This window comes from Kitasatospora sp. NPDC088779 (assembly GCF_040685395.1).
Classification (GTDB): domain Bacteria; phylum Actinomycetota; class Actinomycetes; order Streptomycetales; family Streptomycetaceae; genus Kitasatospora.
The window spans coordinates 1-15,399 of sequence record NZ_JBFBHW010000090.1 but is presented as its reverse complement, the minus strand read 5'-3'; the positions used below and the strand labels follow the sequence as shown (position 1 = coordinate 15,399).

The window sequence follows — 15,399 nt, the reverse complement described above, 5'->3', positions numbered from 1 at the left end:
CTCGGCATGGTCCGCCAGTGGCAGACGCTGTTCTACAACCAGCGCTACTCCAACACCGTGCTGCACGCCGGCCCCGACCACGACGGCATCGCGCCCCCGGCCCAGGGCACCCGGATCCCCGACTTCGTGCTCCTGTCCGAGGCGATGGGCTGCGTCGGCCTGCGCTGCGAGCGCCCCGAGGACCTGGACGCCGTCATCAAGCAGGCCATGGAGATCAACGACCGCCCGGTCGTCATCGACTTCATCGTCCACCAGGACGCCATGGTCTGGCCGATGGTCGCGGCCGGCACCAGCAACGACGAGATCCAGTTCGCCAAGGGCATCCGCCCCGACTTCGGCGACGACCTCGACTAACGCCCCCCTTCAACTCCAGAGCGCCTGAGGAACCCCATGTCCAAGCACACCCTCTCCGTCCTGGTCGAGAACAAGCCCGGCGTGCTCGCCCGCATCGCCGCCCTGTTCTCCCGTCGGGGCTTCAACATCGACTCCCTCGCCGTCGGCCCGACCGAGCATCCGGACGTGTCCCGGATGACCATCGTGGTCAACGTCGAGGACCTCCCGCTGGAACAGGTCACCAAGCAGCTCAACAAGCTCGTGAACGTGATAAAGATCGTCGAACTCGACCAATCCGCTGCGATCCAGCGGGAACTGGTCCTGGTGAAGGTCCGCGCCGACAACGAGACCCGGTCGCAGATCGTCGAGATCGTCCAGCTGTTCCGTGCCAAGACCGTCGACGTGTCCCCGGACGCGGTGACCATCGAGGCCACCGGAAGCTCGGACAAGCTGGAGGCCATGCTCCGGATGCTGGAGCCTTACGGCATCAAGGAGTTGGTCCAGTCCGGCCTGGTCGCCATCGGGCGCGGCGCCCGTTCGATCACGGACCGCTCGTTGCGCGCCCTCGACCGCAGCGCCTGAGCACCCCCGAGACGCCGACCGTCTCACACCCTGAAGCACCGCCCCACACCCCCGCCGGTACGCCTACCGTAGAGAGCGCGTACCCGGCAACCATCACGCAAGGAGATGTGCCCCCGTGGCCGAGCTGTTCTACGAAGACGACGCCGACCTGTCCATCATCCAGGGCCGCAAGGTCGCGGTCATCGGCTACGGCAGCCAGGGCCACGCCCACGCGCTGTCCCTGCGCGACTCCGGCGCCGACGTCCGGGTCGGCCTGAAGCCGGAGTCCAAGTCCCGTGCCAAGGCGGAGGAGGCCGGCCTGCGCGTCGTCACCCCGGCCGAGGCCGCGGCCGAGGCCGACGTCATCATGATCCTGGTGCCGGACCCGATCCAGGCCGACGTCTACGAGGCCGACATCGCCCCGCACCTGAAGGCCGGCGACGCCCTGTTCTTCGGCCACGGCCTGAACATCCGCTTCGGCTTCATCAAGCCCCCGGCGGACGTCGACGTCTGCATGGTCGCCCCGAAGGGCCCGGGCCACCTGGTCCGCCGCCAGTACGAGGAGGGCCGCGGCGTCCCCGCGATCGTCGCCGTCGAGCAGGACGCCTCCGGCAAGGCCTTCGACCTGGCGCTGTCCTACGCCAAGGGCCTGGGCGCCACCAAGGCCGGCGTCATCAAGACCACCTTCACCGAGGAGACCGAGACCGACCTGTTCGGTGAGCAGGCCGTCCTCTGCGGTGGCACCGCCGCCCTGGTGAAGGCCGGTTTCGAGACCCTGGTCGAGGCCGGTTACCAGCCGGAGATCGCCTACTTCGAGTGCCTGCACGAGCTGAAGCTCATCGTCGACCTGATGTACGAGGGCGGCCTGGAGAAGATGCGCTGGTCGGTCTCCGAGACCGCCGAGTGGGGCGACTACGTCACCGGCCCGCGGATCATCACCGACGCCACCAAGGCCGAGATGCGGAAGGTCCTCGCCGAGATCCAGGACGGCACCTTCGCCAACACCTGGATCGCCGAGTACAAGGCCGGTCTGCCCAAGTACAACGAGTACAAGAAGGCCGACGAGGACCACCTGCTGGAGACCACCGGCAAGAAGCTGCGCTCGCTGATGAGCTGGGTCGACGACAAGGCCTGAACCGGCCTCGGGCTCTGCCCGATTTTGTAACTTCCTTGTACAAGTAGGCTGCTCTCGTCCGGGTGATTTCGCCGGACGGGAGCAGCCTGGTACCCAGCCCGTCGATACACTCCGAGTGCGCGTCAGGCCCACAGCGTCGTGCGTCTACCTACGCGGCATGCCACCTTCCCCCCGCCGTCCACGCCACCCACGTGCCGGGGAGAACCGCAGAGTTAAGGACACACTGTCGTGAGCACTGTGACATCCAAAACCGCCGTCGTCCTGATCGCCGAAGAGCTGTCGCCCGCCACCGTCGACGCCCTCGGCCCCGACTTCGAGATCCGCCACTGCAACGGCGCCGACCGCACCGAGCTGCTCGGCGCGATCGCCGACGTCGACGCGATCCTGATCCGCTCCGCCACCAAGGTCGACGCGGAGGCGCTGGCCGTCGCCCGCAAGCTCAAGGTGGTCGCCCGGGCCGGGGTCGGCCTGGACAACGTGGACGTCGCCGCCGCCACCAAGGCCGGCGTGATGGTCGTGAACGCGCCGACCTCCAACATCGTCACCGCCGCCGAACTCGCCTGCGGCCTGCTGATCTCCGTCGCCCGCAACATCGCGCCGGCCAACGCCGCGCTCAAGCAGGGCGAGTGGAAGCGCAACAAGTACACCGGCGTCGAGCTGAGCGAGAAGACCCTCGGCGTCGTCGGCCTCGGCCGGATCGGCGTCCTGGTCGCCCAGCGGATGTCCGCGTTCGGCATGAAGATCGTCGCGTACGACCCCTACATCCAGGCCGCCCGCGCCGCCCAGATGGGCGTCAAGCTGGTCACCCTGGAGGAGCTGCTGGAGGTCTCGGACTTCATCACCGTCCACCTCCCCAAGACCCCCGAGACCATCGGCCTGATCGGCGACGAGGCGCTGCACAAGGTCAAGCCGACCGTGCGCATCGTCAACGCCGCCCGCGGCGGCATCGTGGACGAGGAGGCGCTCGCCAACGCCCTGCGCGACGGCCGGGTGGCCGGCGCCGGCCTGGACGTGTACGCCAAGGAGCCGTGCACCGACTCCCCGCTGTTCGGCTTCGACAACGTGGTCGCCACCCCGCACCTGGGCGCCTCCACCGACGAGGCGCAGGAGAAGGCCGGCATCGCCGTCGCCAAGTCGGTGCGCCTGGCGCTGGCCGGCGAACTGGTGCCGGACGCCGTCAACGTCCAGGGCGGCGTGATCGCCGAGGACGTGCGCCCGGGCCTGCCGCTGGCCGAGAAGCTCGGCCGGATCTTCACCGCGCTGGCCGGCGAGGTCGCCGTCCGGCTCGACGTCGAGGTCCGCGGCGAGATCACCCAGCACGACGTGAAGGTGCTCGAACTGTCCGCGCTGAAGGGCGTGTTCGAGGACGTGGTGGCGGAGACGGTGTCCTACGTCAACGCCCCGCTGTTCGCCCAGGAGCGCGGCGTCGAGGTCCGCCTGACCACCTCCAGCGAGAGCGCCGAGCACCGCAACGTGATCACCGTCCGCGGCACGCTCGCGAACGGCGAGGAGATCGCCATCTCCGGCACCCTGGCCGGCCCGAAGCAGACCCAGAAGATCGTCGGCGTGGACGCCTTCGACGTGGACGTCGCGCTCACCGACCACATGGCCTTCTTCAAGTACGAGGACCGCCCCGGCGTGGTCGGCGTGCTCGGCCGCCACCTCGGCGACGCCGGCATCAACATCGCCGGCATGCAGGTCGCCCGCGACGGCGGCGGCGCGCTCGCCTCCATCACCGTGGACAGCCAGATCCCGCAGGACGTGCTGTCGGCGATCGCCGCCGAGATCGGCGCCCGCTTCGCCCGCTCGGTCGACCTGGGCGCCTGAGCCCGACGCCCCCCGGGGCCCGGACCGCCGTTCGCCGGCGGTCCGGGCCCCGCTGCGTTCCCCCGGGTGGCTCCCGTCTCAGATACTAGGAAATCCAAGTATTCGTGCAGACACGGCCCGGGCCCGGTCGTACCGTGGAAGGGCGATACGGCGTGCCGACCCTGTAGACAGGGCGTTCGGCCCGTGTCCGCGTGCGCCTTCACGGGCAGGCGATCCCTGCCCCCGCGCGTACCCCTCCCCCTCCCGCGCCCTCTTCGGGGCGCCGCTTCCAAGGAGCCCGGTATGCCCCTCACTGCCGACCGCCACGCCACCCCCACCCCCGCCGCCACCCCCGTCCGCGCCCCGCGCCGTCGCCGGGCCGCCGAACGGAACCCCTTCGCCGCCGCCGCCCTGCAGCGGGCGCTGGACCGCCGCGACAACGGCGGCTCGACCGGGCACCTCTGACGGGAACCGCCGGCGGGCGTCGTCGGCGGTCTGTCCGTCAGGTGTTGTCGGGCGGCGCCCCCGCGGCTTCGCCGGCCCGCCGCCGGCCCGGCCGTTCATCCGCCGAATAGGCCGCTCGGGCTGCCGTCAGGTCACCCGGTCGAGTGCAACCGGCGTCCGTCCGAGGGAAGTTGCTCGCGCTCGTCGGCGCGATCATCCTAATTTGGGGCCCCCGGAAGGGTGATCGACGTTCGCGCGGGCGGGCGTCAGCGACACGGTGTGCGGATCAGTCCCCCTGCCGGGGGAAGAGGGCCCAGTGCGCCTGCCATCCGTCCGCCGACCCATCACCCGGATCGGACTCACCCTGGCCCTGCTGGCCGGGAGCGCGGCGCTCGCCGCCACCCCGGCCTCCGGCGGGCCCCCGACGGAGCCGTCGAGGGCCGGCCGAACGGCCTCCGTCCTGCTCGAACTCGGCACCGAGCCGGCCGGGCCCGCCTGGCGGCGCGCCGCCGACGGGGCCCGGCGGGCCCAGCGTTCCCCGGAGGCCGCCCGCCGGGAGGCCTCGGACGCCGGCGCCGCCCAGCGGGCCAGGGCCGGCGAAGCCCTCGACCGGCTCGCCGCGGCCGTCCACCGGGCGGTGCCCACCGCCGGCGAGCTCTACCGCACCCGCACCCTGATCACCGGCCTCGCCGTCAACGCGCCCGCCGACCGGCTGCCCGCCCTGCGCGCGCTGCCCGGCGTCCGGGCCGTCCACCCGATCGTCCGCAAGCAGCGGGACAACGCCTACTCCGTCCCGCTGATCGGCGCCCCGCAGGTCTGGGCCGGTGCCACCGGCGACGGCAACACCGGCCAGGGGGTGCGGATCGGGATCATCGACAGCGGCATCGACTACACCCACGCCGACTTCGGCGGCCCCGGCACCGAGGCCGCCTTCCGCTCCGTCGAACGCGGCAAGCCCGCCCCGCCCGACCTGTTCCCCAACGCCAAGGTGATCGGCGGCAAGGACCTGGTCGGCGACGACTACGACCCCGACCCGTCCTCCCCGCACCACCAGCCCGTCCCGCACCCCAGCGACAATCCGATCGACTGCGACCGCAACGGGCACGGCACCCACGTCGCCGGCACCGCCGCCGGCTACGGCGTCACCGCCGACGGCCACCCGTACACCGGCCCCTACCGGCCCGGACTCGACCCCGCCGGGTTCAAGGTCGGCCCCGGCGCCGCCCCCGGTGCCCAGCTGTACGCGATCCGGGTCTTCGGCTGCGACGGCTCCACCGACCGGCTCGCCCAGGCCCTCGACCTCGCCGCCGACCCCAACGGCGACGGCGACCTCGGCGACCGCCTCGACGTCGTCAACCTCTCCCTCGGCAGCCGCTTCGGCAGCCCCGACGACACCGATGCCCTCGCCGTCGACCGGCTCGCCGCCCTCGGCACCGTCGTGGTCGCCGCCGTCGGCAACGACGGCGACGTCTACGGCATCGGCGGCAGCCCCGGCACCGCCGCCCGGGCCATCACCGTCGCCGCCTCCGTCGACCAGCACAGCGACACCGACGGCCTCACCGTGCTCGCCCCCGCCGACCTGGCCGGCGTCGTCCCGGCCCACTGGAGCGAGCGCTACCAGGGCTGGTCCAGCGCCGACGTCAGCGGCCAACTCGCCATGCCCGCCGACCAGTCCGACGGCTGCGCCGCCTACAGCGAAGCCGACCGGCAGCGGCTCGCCGGGAAGATCGCCGTCCTCACCTGGCGCACCCGCGACTCCGAACGGGCCTGCAACTCCGGCCCCCGCGCCGACCACGCCGCCGACGCCGGTGCGATCGGCGCCCTCTACGCCGCCGACACCGACCACCTCGCCGAGATCTCCGGCAACGACCGCATCCCGGCCGCCCTGCTCGCCCACGCCGACGGCGAACGGCTCCGGCAGGCCGCCGCGGCCGGGCCGGTCGAGGTCCGCCTCGCCGCCCCCGGCAACCCGCTGCACGGTTCCGTCTCCCAGAACCAGCCCGCCCGCACCGACACCCTCACCGACTTCTCCTCCCGCGGCATCGGCGTCCCCGGCATCGTCAAACCCGACCTCGCCGCCCCCGGCGAGACCATCTGGTCCGCCCTCGTCGGCAGCGGCAGCGGCGGCCAGCGCGAGGACGGCACCTCGATGGCCACCCCGCACATCACCGGCCTCGCCGCCCTCGTCCGCGCCGCCCACCGCGACTGGCCGGTCGAACAGCTCAAGGCCGCGCTCATGAACACCGCCGTCGACACCTGGCTCGGCGACGACCACGGCGGACCGGTCTACGGCCCCGAGCGCACCGGCGCCGGCCGCGCCCAGGTCGACCGGGCCGTCCACACCCCCGTCGTCGCCTACGCGGCCGGCGACGGAGCGGCCGAAGGCAGCGTCGGCGTCTCCTACGGGCCGGTCGAGATCGCCGGGCCGACCGCCCTCGGCCGCGACATCGAGGTGCGCAACCACGCGGACCGGCCGCTGAGCTACCGCACCGGCTACGCGGCGGCCACCGAACTGCCCGGCGCCACCTTCGAGGTGACGCCGGACCAGGTCGACGTCCCGGCCGGCGGCACCGCGCGGGTGCACGTCACCCTCGCCGTCCCCGGGGAACTGGGCCGGGCCCCCGACCCCACCATCGACACCGTGCAGGACGGCAAGGCCCGCAGCTACCGCGCCGAACTCTCCGGCCGCGTCCTGCTCACCCCCGTCACCGACCCGGCCCTGCCCCAACTGCGCGTCCCCGTCCTCGCCGCCCCGCGCCCGGCCACCGACCTCACCGCCACCGCCGCCGCCCGCACCACCCGGGACGGCACCGTCCTGATGCTCGGCGGCAGCGCCGCCCCCGGCAACCGGCCCGGACTCGTCACCGCCCTCACCCTCGGCGGCGAAGGCACCCGCTGGGCCGACTGCCCGCCCGACAGCGAAGCCGCCGTCGGGCCCGGGGCCGGCATCCGGCCCGACGACGGAGCCGAGCCGGCCGACCCCCCGCAGGACGTCTGCGTCCAGCAGCCCGGCGACCGGGCCGCCAACCTGCGGGTCGTCGGTGCCGCCACCAGCTCCGACCTGCTCTACGTGGGCGCCCAGCTCTGGGCCCCGGCCGCCACCCCGGTCGGGCTCTACGGCGTCCGGGTCTCCCTGGACACCGACGGCGACGGCACCACCGACGTCATCCTCGAAGCCGACCGGCTGCGCGGCAGCGACGTCCTGGTCTCCCGCGCCCTCGACGCCCGAACCGGCGCCGAGCTCGACGTCCAGCCGCTGAACGGCCACTGGGGCGACACCGACACCGCCCTGCTGGACGGTGACGCCCTCGTCCTCCCCGTCCGGCTGAGCGCGCTCCCGGGCGTCCGGGAAGGCCACAGCACCATCCACTACGGCGTCTGGACCAGCACCGTCGCCCCCGGCACACCCGACCCGGCCGAGTCCTACTCCGCCATCGGCCTGCGCGGCACCCGCCCCGTCCTGGCCCTCGACGTCCTGCATCCCGCCGTCGACATCCGTGCCGGCCTCGGCGGCCCCGCGGCCCTCGCCACCCCGGTCCGGCCCGGCACCGTCCTCGACATCCACCGCACCCCCGGCGACACCTCCCGCCTGCTCCTGCTCCACCACCTCAACCCCGCCGCCCGCCGGAGCCAGGTGATCACCCTCCCCTGACCGCACCTGCCCGAGGGGCGGCCCGCCGACCTGGCGGGCCGCCCCCGTGCGTTGTGCCGCGCCTCGGTGACGGGGCTCCGTGGTGCCGACGGCCGTCTGCCGTGCCCGGCAGGGTGCTTCAGGCCTGGTCGCCTCAGCCCTGGTCAATGGCCTGGGCGGCCCGGGCGGCGAGCCGACGGGTGCGGCGGGGTGCGCGGGCCGGGCGGCGGGAGAAGCGGGTGAAGACGGCGACCAGGGCGAGGGCGGCGGCGGTGGCGGAGCTGACGGTGAGGCCCTCGGTGAGACCGGGCGGGCGGAAGGAGCAGGCGATGCGGTCGGCGCCGGCGCCGAGCGGGACGCCGATCATGCCCAGGACGGGCGTCGGCGGGACGTACCGGCCGCCGCCCGCCGCGCAGGTCCAGCCCTCGGCGGCCGGGACGGACAGCAGCGCGGTGCCGGTGGAGCCGGCCGGGAGGGTCGCGGCGAGGGTGTGCCCGCCGGCCGCCACGCCGGTCGCGCCGGTGGCGGTGAGACGGGCGACGGCGTCGTCCAGGGCGCCGGGCCGCAGGCAGCCGATTGGGCGGGCCGGGATCTGGCCGACCGTGTCGGAGCGCAGGGTCACCCGGACCGTCCCGTCGGCGGGGACCGGCCCCAGCCGGTGGATCGCGACGGCGGTGGTGGGCTGTTCGCCGTCGCTGCGGTAGGTGGTGCCGAGACCGCTGACCGTGCCCCGGTACCAGACGCCGTGGAAGTAGGCCGTGCCGCCGGGGGTGCAGGCCGCGGTGAGGACGGTGCCCTCGGCGCCGCCGGGCAGCGACCAGCCGCTGGTGCCGTGCAGGGTGGGCGCCGGGCCGCCGGCCGGGACGGGCAGCGGGGCCTCGTACACCCGGCTGCCGAGCAGTGACTCCTGCCGGGACCAGACCGAGGAGGTGTCCGGCCGGGCGCCGGGCGGCAGCACGGTGACGAGCGGCGGTGCGGCGGCCCGCCCGGGGGCGAAGCCGGCCGGGGGCGGCCCGTCGTCGAGGTGGGAGCGGACGGCGAACAGGGCCTGCCCGACCGGGTCGGTGACGCTGGCGGTCTGCCGCCCGCCCGCCGTCCAGCCCGCGCCGAGGTCGTGCAGCAGCAGGGCGGCGACGGTCGGCAGGTAGCCGCTGAAGTAGCCGCCGCCCTGGCCGTCGAGCAGCAGCGGATCGTTGGTGGTGAAGGCGTGCGGGCCGGGGTCGCTGCGGCCCCGGGGCCACGCGGCGCCGTCGCGCACCGCCGCGTACCCGGCCCGGACGGCGCTGGCGGAGGCGGTGTCGGCCGGGGCGGCGGCGAGCGCCGCGTACCCGGACCAGACGGAGTTGCCGAGCACCGCGCCGGCCAGCACCCAGGTCGCCAGGGCGGTGGCCCGGCGGTCGGTGTGCCGGCGGTCGAGGGTCCAGAGCGCGGCGAGCAGGACGACCCCGCCGACGGCCAGCAGTGTCCAGGTGGAGGCGCGGACCGAGTGCCGGCCCGCCGCCAGCGCGGCGATCACCGCGACCACGGCGGCGCCGCCCAGCAGGGTGAGCCGGTCCGGCCGGTGCGCCAGTGACACCCAGCCGGCCAGCACCAGCAGGCCGCTGAGCGCGAACGCGACCCGGTACGGCCCGCCGGCCGGGATCGCCAGACCGTGCCAGACCACCACGGTCGGGGTCCAGACGAAGCTGAGCACCACCAGCACCAGCGCCCCGCACCAGACCGCCCGCTCCCGCACCCGCACCCGCCGGTTGAACGGCAGCCCGCACACCAGCAGCAGCCCCAGCAGGCCGATCGCGACGTCCGGCAGCGGCCGCCCGCCGTGGGTGGCGGGCAGCAACTGCGCGAGGTGCCCGCCGAGCCCGGACGGGCCGAGCGGCTGCACCGGGGACTCCGGCTGGGCGCCGTGCGCGGCCCGGACGGCGACGAACAGCACGGGCGAGGCGAGCAGGACGCCGGTGGTGGCCACGGTGAAGGCCCGCCCGGCGACCCGGACCCGGTGGCGCAACGGCCGCGGGGTGGCGAACAGGCGGACGGCCAGCAGCAGCCCGGCCATCAGGGTGGCCAGCGCGGCGGTGTACAGGTTGCCGGCCCAGGCGAGGGTGACGCACAGCGAGCCGGCCACCCAGCGCCGCTCGCGCAGGCACCAGTCGGCGGCCAGGCCGAGCAGCGGCAGCGAGACCAGGCCCCAGAGCCACATCGGCGCCGCCCCGCCGACGTCGAGCACCCAGGCGCAGAGCCCGTACCCGACGGCGGCGAGCGCCCGCAGCCAGTGCGGGCCGGCGTGCAGCCGGCCGAGCAGGTGGGCCATCAGGGCGGTGCCGAGGCCGATGGTGGCGAGGGTGACCAGGAGGAGCGCGAACCGGCCCTGGTCGCGGGGGAGGAGGGCGGTCGCCCAGGAGAACGGGTTCATCAGGTAGGCGAAGAAGTCGGCGAGGAACGGGACGCCGTAGCCGCTGTTCCAGTTGAACAGGAGGTCCCCGGCGGCCCGTCCGTGCATCAGGTCCCACAGGTGGGCGTGGTACGGCAGGGCGGCCTCGCCCGCCCCCGTCGGCCACGCCCCGCGCAGCCCTACCGCGAGCGCGTACCCGCCCGCCGCCAGCCCGGCCGCGCTCCCGCAGACCAGCACCTCCCGCCGCCGCACGCCCATTGCTGCTCGACCCCGTTTCCGCGAGGGATTGCCGGACCCCGTCACCCTAAGCGCGCTCCCCGCGCGGATCAGGCCCCCCGCGCTCCCTCGTAGGGGTGATGAGGTGGCAGCCCGGCGGATCGGCCTGCGATGGTGCCCCCGTGGGAAGGGAACCCGACCTTGCGATGCCGGGGTGGCTGCGCCCTCCGGCTACCGGCTACACCGCGGACGACCTGGATCGGCTACGGGATCTCCCGCCCCACACCGAGCTGCTCCTCGGTGGCCTGGTCTTCTCCGCCCGTCAGACGACGTTCCATGCCCGGACGTCCGGATGGTGGACGCCGGGTGTCAGCCCCTGGGACACCGGAGTAGGGTCCGAGCATGTCTCGCACGATTCGTCTCGCAGTTGTCCCGGGTGACGGCATCGGCCAGGAAGTGGTGGCCGAAGGTCTCAAGGTCCTGGGTGCCGTGCTTCCCGCCGAGGTGAAGCTGGAGACCACCGAGTACGACCTCGGCGCCCGGCGCTACCACCGGACCGGGGAGACCCTGCCGGACAGCGTGCTGGCCGAGCTGAAGTCGCACGACGCGATCCTGCTGGGCGCCATCGGCGACCCGAGCGTGCCGTCGGGCGTGCTGGAGCGGGGGCTGCTGCTGAAGCTGCGGTTCGCCTTCGACCACCACATCAACCTGCGTCCGGGCCGCCTGTTCCCCGGGGTGAAGTCCCCGCTGGCCGGCACTGAGTCCGACGGCGCGTCTCCGACACGACGAGCCATCGACTTCGTGGTGGTCCGCGAGGGCACCGAGGGCCCGTACGTCGGCAACGGCGGCTCGCTGCGCACCGGGACGCCGCAGGAGGTGGCCACCGAGGTCAGCCTGAACACCGCGTTCGGCATCGAGCGCGTGGTGCGCGACGCCTACCGCCGGGCCCAGGCGCGTCCGCGCAAGAAGCTGACGCTGGTGCACAAGAACAACGTGCTGGTGCACGCCGGGCACCTGTGGTCGCGGATCTTCGCGGAGGTCGGCCGGGAGTTCCCGGAGGTCACCACCGACTACCTGCACGTCGACGCGGCGACGATCTTCTTCGTCACCCAGCCGGAGCGTTTCGACGTCATCGTCACCGACAACCTGTTCGGCGACATCCTGACCGACCTGGCCGCCGCCGTCACCGGCGGGATCGGCCTGGCCGCGAGCGGCAACATCAACCCGGGCGGCGAGTTCCCGTCGATGTTCGAGCCGGTGCACGGTTCGGCGCCGGACATCGCGGGCCAGGGCAAGGCCGACCCGACGGCCACCGTGCTGTCGGTCGCCATGCTGCTGGAGCACCTGGGCTTCGCCGCCGAGGCCGCCCGGGTGGAGGCCGCCGTCGCGGCGGACCTGGCCGAGCGCACCGGCACCCGCAGCACCTCCGAGGTCGGCGACGCGCTGGTCACCCGAGTAGCCGGCTGACGGGCCGGATCCGCTTGACGGACTCCGGCCCACGGGCCGGGGCCGACAACGGTCGCGGCCCGGCGGGCCGCACCACATAACCGCAGCTTGCAGCTCCCCAAGGAGCGGGCAGCTGTTCGGCACGGCCCTCTGGATGCGAGTATCGACAGTGGGTCGTGCCGTTGTGCGTTCGTTCCGGTGCTGGTTGGCCGCGGCGGGCACCCGGCGGTGGCGGCCCGGACCTACCCCACGGTGAAGGAAACAGCCATGAGCACGCCCACCCAGGCGCCCATCACGTTCGACCTCAAGCCTTCCGCCCACCCGCTGCCCACCGCGGAGCGTGAGGCCCGGCTGACCAACCCCGGCTTCGGCCGGGTCTTCACCGACCACATGGTCACCATCCGCTGGACCGAGGGCGTGGGCTGGCACGACGCCCAGCTGGCGCCGTACGCGCCGCTGGAGGTCGACCCGGCGAACATGACCCTGCACTACGGCCAGTCGATCTTCGAGGGCCTCAAGGCCTACCGCCAGGCCGACGGCTCCATCGCGAGCTTCCGCCCGGAGGCCAACGCGGCCCGCTTCCAGGCCTCGGCCCGCCGGCTGGCGATGCCGGAGCTGCCGGTGGAGACCTTCGTCGAGGCCGTCGAGCTGCTGGTCCAGCAGGACCAGGCGTGGGTGCCGAACGAGCCCGAGCAGAGCCTGTACCTGCGTCCGTTCATGTTCGCCACCGAGGTCGGTCTGGGTGTCCGCCCGGCGAACTCCTACCTGTTCATGATCATCGCCTCGCCGGCCGGCGCCTACTTCCCGGGCGGCGTCAAGCCGGTCTCGGTGTGGCTGTCCAAGGAGTACGTCCGGGCCGCTCCCGGCGGCACCGGCGCCGCCAAGTGCGCCGGCAACTACGCCGCTTCGCTGATCGCCCAGGCCCAGGCCGCCGAGAAGGGCTGCGACCAGGTCGTCTGGCTCGACGCCGCCGAGCACCGGTGGATCGAGGAGATGGGCGGCATGAACCTGTACTTCGTCTTCGGCGAGGGCAAGGACGCGAAGATCGTCACCCCCGAGCTGTCCGGCGCCCTGCTGCCCGGCATCACCCGCGACTCGCTGCTCCAGCTCGCCACCGACCTCGGCTACGCCGTCGAGGAGCGGAGGATCTCCACCGACGAGTGGCAGCAGGCCAACGCGGACGGCACCCTCACCGAGGTGTTCGCCTGCGGCACCGCCGCCGTCATCACCCCGGTCGGCTCGGTCAAGTCGGCCGCCGCCGACTGGACGGTCGGCACCGGCGAGCCCGGCCCGACCACCATGGAGCTGCGCCGGGCCCTGCTGGCCATCCAGGGCGGCCAGACCCCCGACACCCACGGCTGGCTGCACAAGATCGTCTGAGGCGGCGCCCGCTCCGGCCTGGCCCGTTTCGCATCGCGAGACGGGCGGGCCGGATGCCGGGACGTGTGCCAGACTGCGAACGTGTCCTCGCTGTCGCTGATTATTAACAGCAGGCGCGCCGGTCCGCAGTGACCGCTCCCGCAGGACCCGATGCGGAGCGACCACCAGCGTCCAGACCCGCGCGCAGACCTCTCGCACCCGCGAGGGGTTTTTTCGTTTTTCGGGCATCGCCCCGATCAACACAGCCTCCGGACCGGCCGGGAGCCCCCACAAGGGGCTCGGGGACACCGGAGCCGCGCGCGGGATGCTGGACAGTGGAGCCGGGACTCGCAATCCGGCAGAGCAGTACGAACCTCCCCGAACGGAGAACCAGGGGTCATGACCGAGGTCAGCCGTACCGACGACAGTTTCCACGTGTTCGACACCACCCTGCGCGACGGCGCGCAGCGGGAGGGCATCAACCTGACGGTGGCGGACAAGCTGGCCATCGCGCGGTACCTGGACGAGTTCGGGGTGGGCTTCATCGAGGGCGGCTGGCCGGGGGCCAACCCGCGCGACACCGAGTTCTTCGCCCGGGCCGCCGCCGAACTGGACCTCCGGCACGCCCGGCTGGTCGCCTTCGGCGCCACCCGCCGGGCCGGCGGCAAGGCCGCGGAGGACCCGCAGCTGGCCGCGCTGGTCGCCTCGGGCGCCCCGGTCGTCACCCTCGTCGCCAAGGCGCACGACCGGCACGTGGAGCTGGCGCTGCGCACCACCCTGGACGAGAACCTGGAGATGGTCCGGGACAGCGTCGAGTTCCTGCGCGCGCAGGGGCGGCGGGTGTTCATCGACTGCGAGCACTTCTTCGACGGCTACCAGGCGAACCGCGAGTACGCGCTGGCCGTGGTCCGCACCGCGCACCAGGCAGGGGCGGACGTGGTGGTGCTGTGCGACACCAACGGCGGGATGCTGCCGGCCGGCGTGCGGGAGACCGTCGCCGACGTCCTCGCCGTCACCGGCGCCCGGTTGGGCATCCACGCCCAGGACGACACCGGCTGCGCGGTGGCCAACACGCTGGCCGCGGTGGACGCCGGCGCCACCCACGTCCAGTGCACCGCCAACGGCTACGGCGAGCGGGTCGGCAACGCCAACCTGTTCCCGGTGGTCGGCGCGCTGGAGATCAAGTACGACCGGCGGGTGCTCCCCGAGGGCCGGCTCGCCGAGATGACCAGGCTGTCGCACGCGATCGCCGAGGTGGTCAACCTGACCCCCTCCACCCACCAGCCGTACGTCGGCTACTCGGCCTTCGCGCACAAGGCGGGCCTGCACGCCTCCGCGATCAAGGTCGACCCGGACCTGTACCAGCACATCGACCCGGAGCGGGTCGGCAACACCATGCGGATGCTGGTCTCCGACATGGCGGGCCGCGCCTCGGTCGAGCTCAAGGGCAAGGAGCTCGGCTACGACCTGTCCACCGACCGGGACCTGGCCGGCCGGGTGGTGGCCAAGGTGAAGGAGCAGGAGAACCTCGGCTACACCTACGAGTCCGCCGACGCCTCCTTCGAGCTGCTGCTGCGCGACGAGGTGCGCGGCGGCCGGGACCGCTTCTACACCCTGGAGTCCTGGCGGACCATCAGCGAGCAGGGCCCGAACGGGTTCACCGGCAACGAGGCGACGGTGAAGCTGTGGGCGAAGGGGGAGCGCCGGATCGCCACCGGCGAGGGAAACGGCCCGGTGAACGCGCTGGACCAGGCGCTGCGCACCGCGCTGGAGGGGATCTACCCGCCGCTGGCCCGGTTCGAGCTGGTGGACTACAAGGTCCGCATCCTGGAGGGCCAGCACGGCACCGGCTCCAAGACCCGGGTGCTGATCGAGTCCACCGACGGCACGTCCACCTGGTCGACCGTCGGGGTGGCCGACAACGTGGTGGCCGCCTCCTGGCTGGCGCTGGAGGACGCCTACACCTACGGGCTGATCCGGGCCGGCCTGGAGCCCACCGAGTAGCTCACCGGGCAGCCCGCCGGGTGACTCGCCGTGGCCGCGGCCCCGCGGCCCCCCGCGCCAGGGGGGGGGGGCGGC

Annotated in this window: 10 protein-coding genes and 1 pseudogene; 10 read left to right on the top strand and 1 reads right to left on the bottom strand. The window is 73.7% G+C overall.

Features of this window, described 5'->3' with window-relative positions; all coding sequences use genetic code 11:
- The 6 genes from AB0P03_RS39815 to AB0P03_RS39790 all read left to right on the top strand — a co-directional run.
- Positions 1–354: thiamine pyrophosphate-dependent enzyme (locus AB0P03_RS39815; RefSeq protein ID WP_363633585.1), on the top strand; the 354-nt coding region annotated here is incomplete at its 5' end.
- A 36-nt stretch (positions 355–390) separates the two neighbouring features.
- Positions 391–915, top strand: a complete 525-nt coding sequence (gene ilvN, locus AB0P03_RS39810; RefSeq protein WP_030302941.1) for an acetolactate synthase small subunit — start codon at positions 391–393, stop codon at positions 913–915.
- A 115-nt stretch (positions 916–1,030) separates the two neighbouring features.
- Entirely contained in the window at positions 1,031–2,029 is a 999-nt protein-coding gene (gene ilvC / locus AB0P03_RS39805; protein WP_063347727.1) for a ketol-acid reductoisomerase, read from the top strand.
- A 237-nt stretch (positions 2,030–2,266) separates the two neighbouring features.
- Positions 2,267–3,856, top strand: coding sequence for a phosphoglycerate dehydrogenase (gene serA / locus AB0P03_RS39800; RefSeq protein WP_363378782.1), 1,590 nt, complete (start codon positions 2,267–2,269; stop codon positions 3,854–3,856).
- A 282-nt stretch (positions 3,857–4,138) separates the two neighbouring features.
- Positions 4,139–4,300, top strand: coding sequence for a hypothetical protein (locus AB0P03_RS39795; protein WP_350887612.1), 162 nt, complete (start codon positions 4,139–4,141; stop codon positions 4,298–4,300).
- 295 nt (positions 4,301–4,595) lie between these two features.
- A complete protein-coding gene (locus AB0P03_RS39790) occupies positions 4,596–7,931 on the top strand; it encodes a S8 family serine peptidase (RefSeq protein WP_363633584.1) in 3,336 nt (1,111 codons plus the stop codon).
- Positions 7,932–8,064: 133 nt separating this feature from the next.
- On the opposite strand, the gene AB0P03_RS39785 is transcribed toward AB0P03_RS39790, so the two are convergent.
- Positions 8,065–10,557 carry a YfhO family protein gene (locus AB0P03_RS39785; RefSeq protein WP_363633583.1) on the bottom strand — a complete coding sequence of 831 codons (2,493 nt, stop codon included), beginning with the start codon at positions 10,555–10,557 and terminating at the stop codon, positions 8,065–8,067.
- 164 nt (positions 10,558–10,721) lie between these two features.
- Here AB0P03_RS39785 and AB0P03_RS39780 point away from each other — a divergent pair.
- The 4 genes and pseudogenes from AB0P03_RS39780 to cimA form a co-directional block, all read left to right on the top strand.
- Positions 10,722–10,859: pseudogene (locus AB0P03_RS39780) on the top strand (Uma2 family endonuclease); the annotation flags it as partial.
- Between the two features lie 58 nt (positions 10,860–10,917).
- Positions 10,918–11,982, top strand: coding sequence for a 3-isopropylmalate dehydrogenase (locus AB0P03_RS39775; protein ID WP_363589462.1), 1,065 nt, complete (start codon positions 10,918–10,920; stop codon positions 11,980–11,982).
- Positions 11,983–12,228: 246 nt separating this feature from the next.
- Positions 12,229–13,341, top strand: coding sequence for a branched-chain amino acid aminotransferase (locus AB0P03_RS39770; protein WP_363589460.1), 1,113 nt, complete (start codon positions 12,229–12,231; stop codon positions 13,339–13,341).
- A gap of 378 nt (positions 13,342–13,719) precedes the next feature.
- Positions 13,720–15,324 carry a citramalate synthase gene (cimA, locus tag AB0P03_RS39765; RefSeq protein WP_363633581.1) on the top strand — a complete coding sequence of 535 codons (1,605 nt, stop codon included), beginning with the start codon at positions 13,720–13,722 and terminating at the stop codon, positions 15,322–15,324.
- Positions 15,325–15,399 lie beyond the last annotated feature (75 nt).

What these genes read in the sequence shown, in the direction of transcription:
- AB0P03_RS39785 (WP_363633583.1), bottom strand. Translation starts at nt 10,557, where the DNA reads ATGGGCGTGCGGCGGCGGGAGGTGCTGGTCTGCGGGAGCGCGGCCGGG.
- cimA (WP_363633581.1), top strand. Translation starts at nt 13,720, where the DNA reads ATGACCGAGGTCAGCCGTACCGACGACAGTTTCCACGTGTTCGACACC.
- AB0P03_RS39795 (WP_350887612.1), top strand. Translation starts at nt 4,139, where the DNA reads ATGCCCCTCACTGCCGACCGCCACGCCACCCCCACCCCCGCCGCCACC.
- AB0P03_RS39770 (WP_363589460.1), top strand. Translation starts at nt 12,229, where the DNA reads ATGAGCACGCCCACCCAGGCGCCCATCACGTTCGACCTCAAGCCTTCC.
- ilvN (WP_030302941.1), top strand. Translation starts at nt 391, where the DNA reads ATGTCCAAGCACACCCTCTCCGTCCTGGTCGAGAACAAGCCCGGCGTG.
- AB0P03_RS39775 (WP_363589462.1), top strand. Translation starts at nt 10,918, where the DNA reads ATGTCTCGCACGATTCGTCTCGCAGTTGTCCCGGGTGACGGCATCGGC.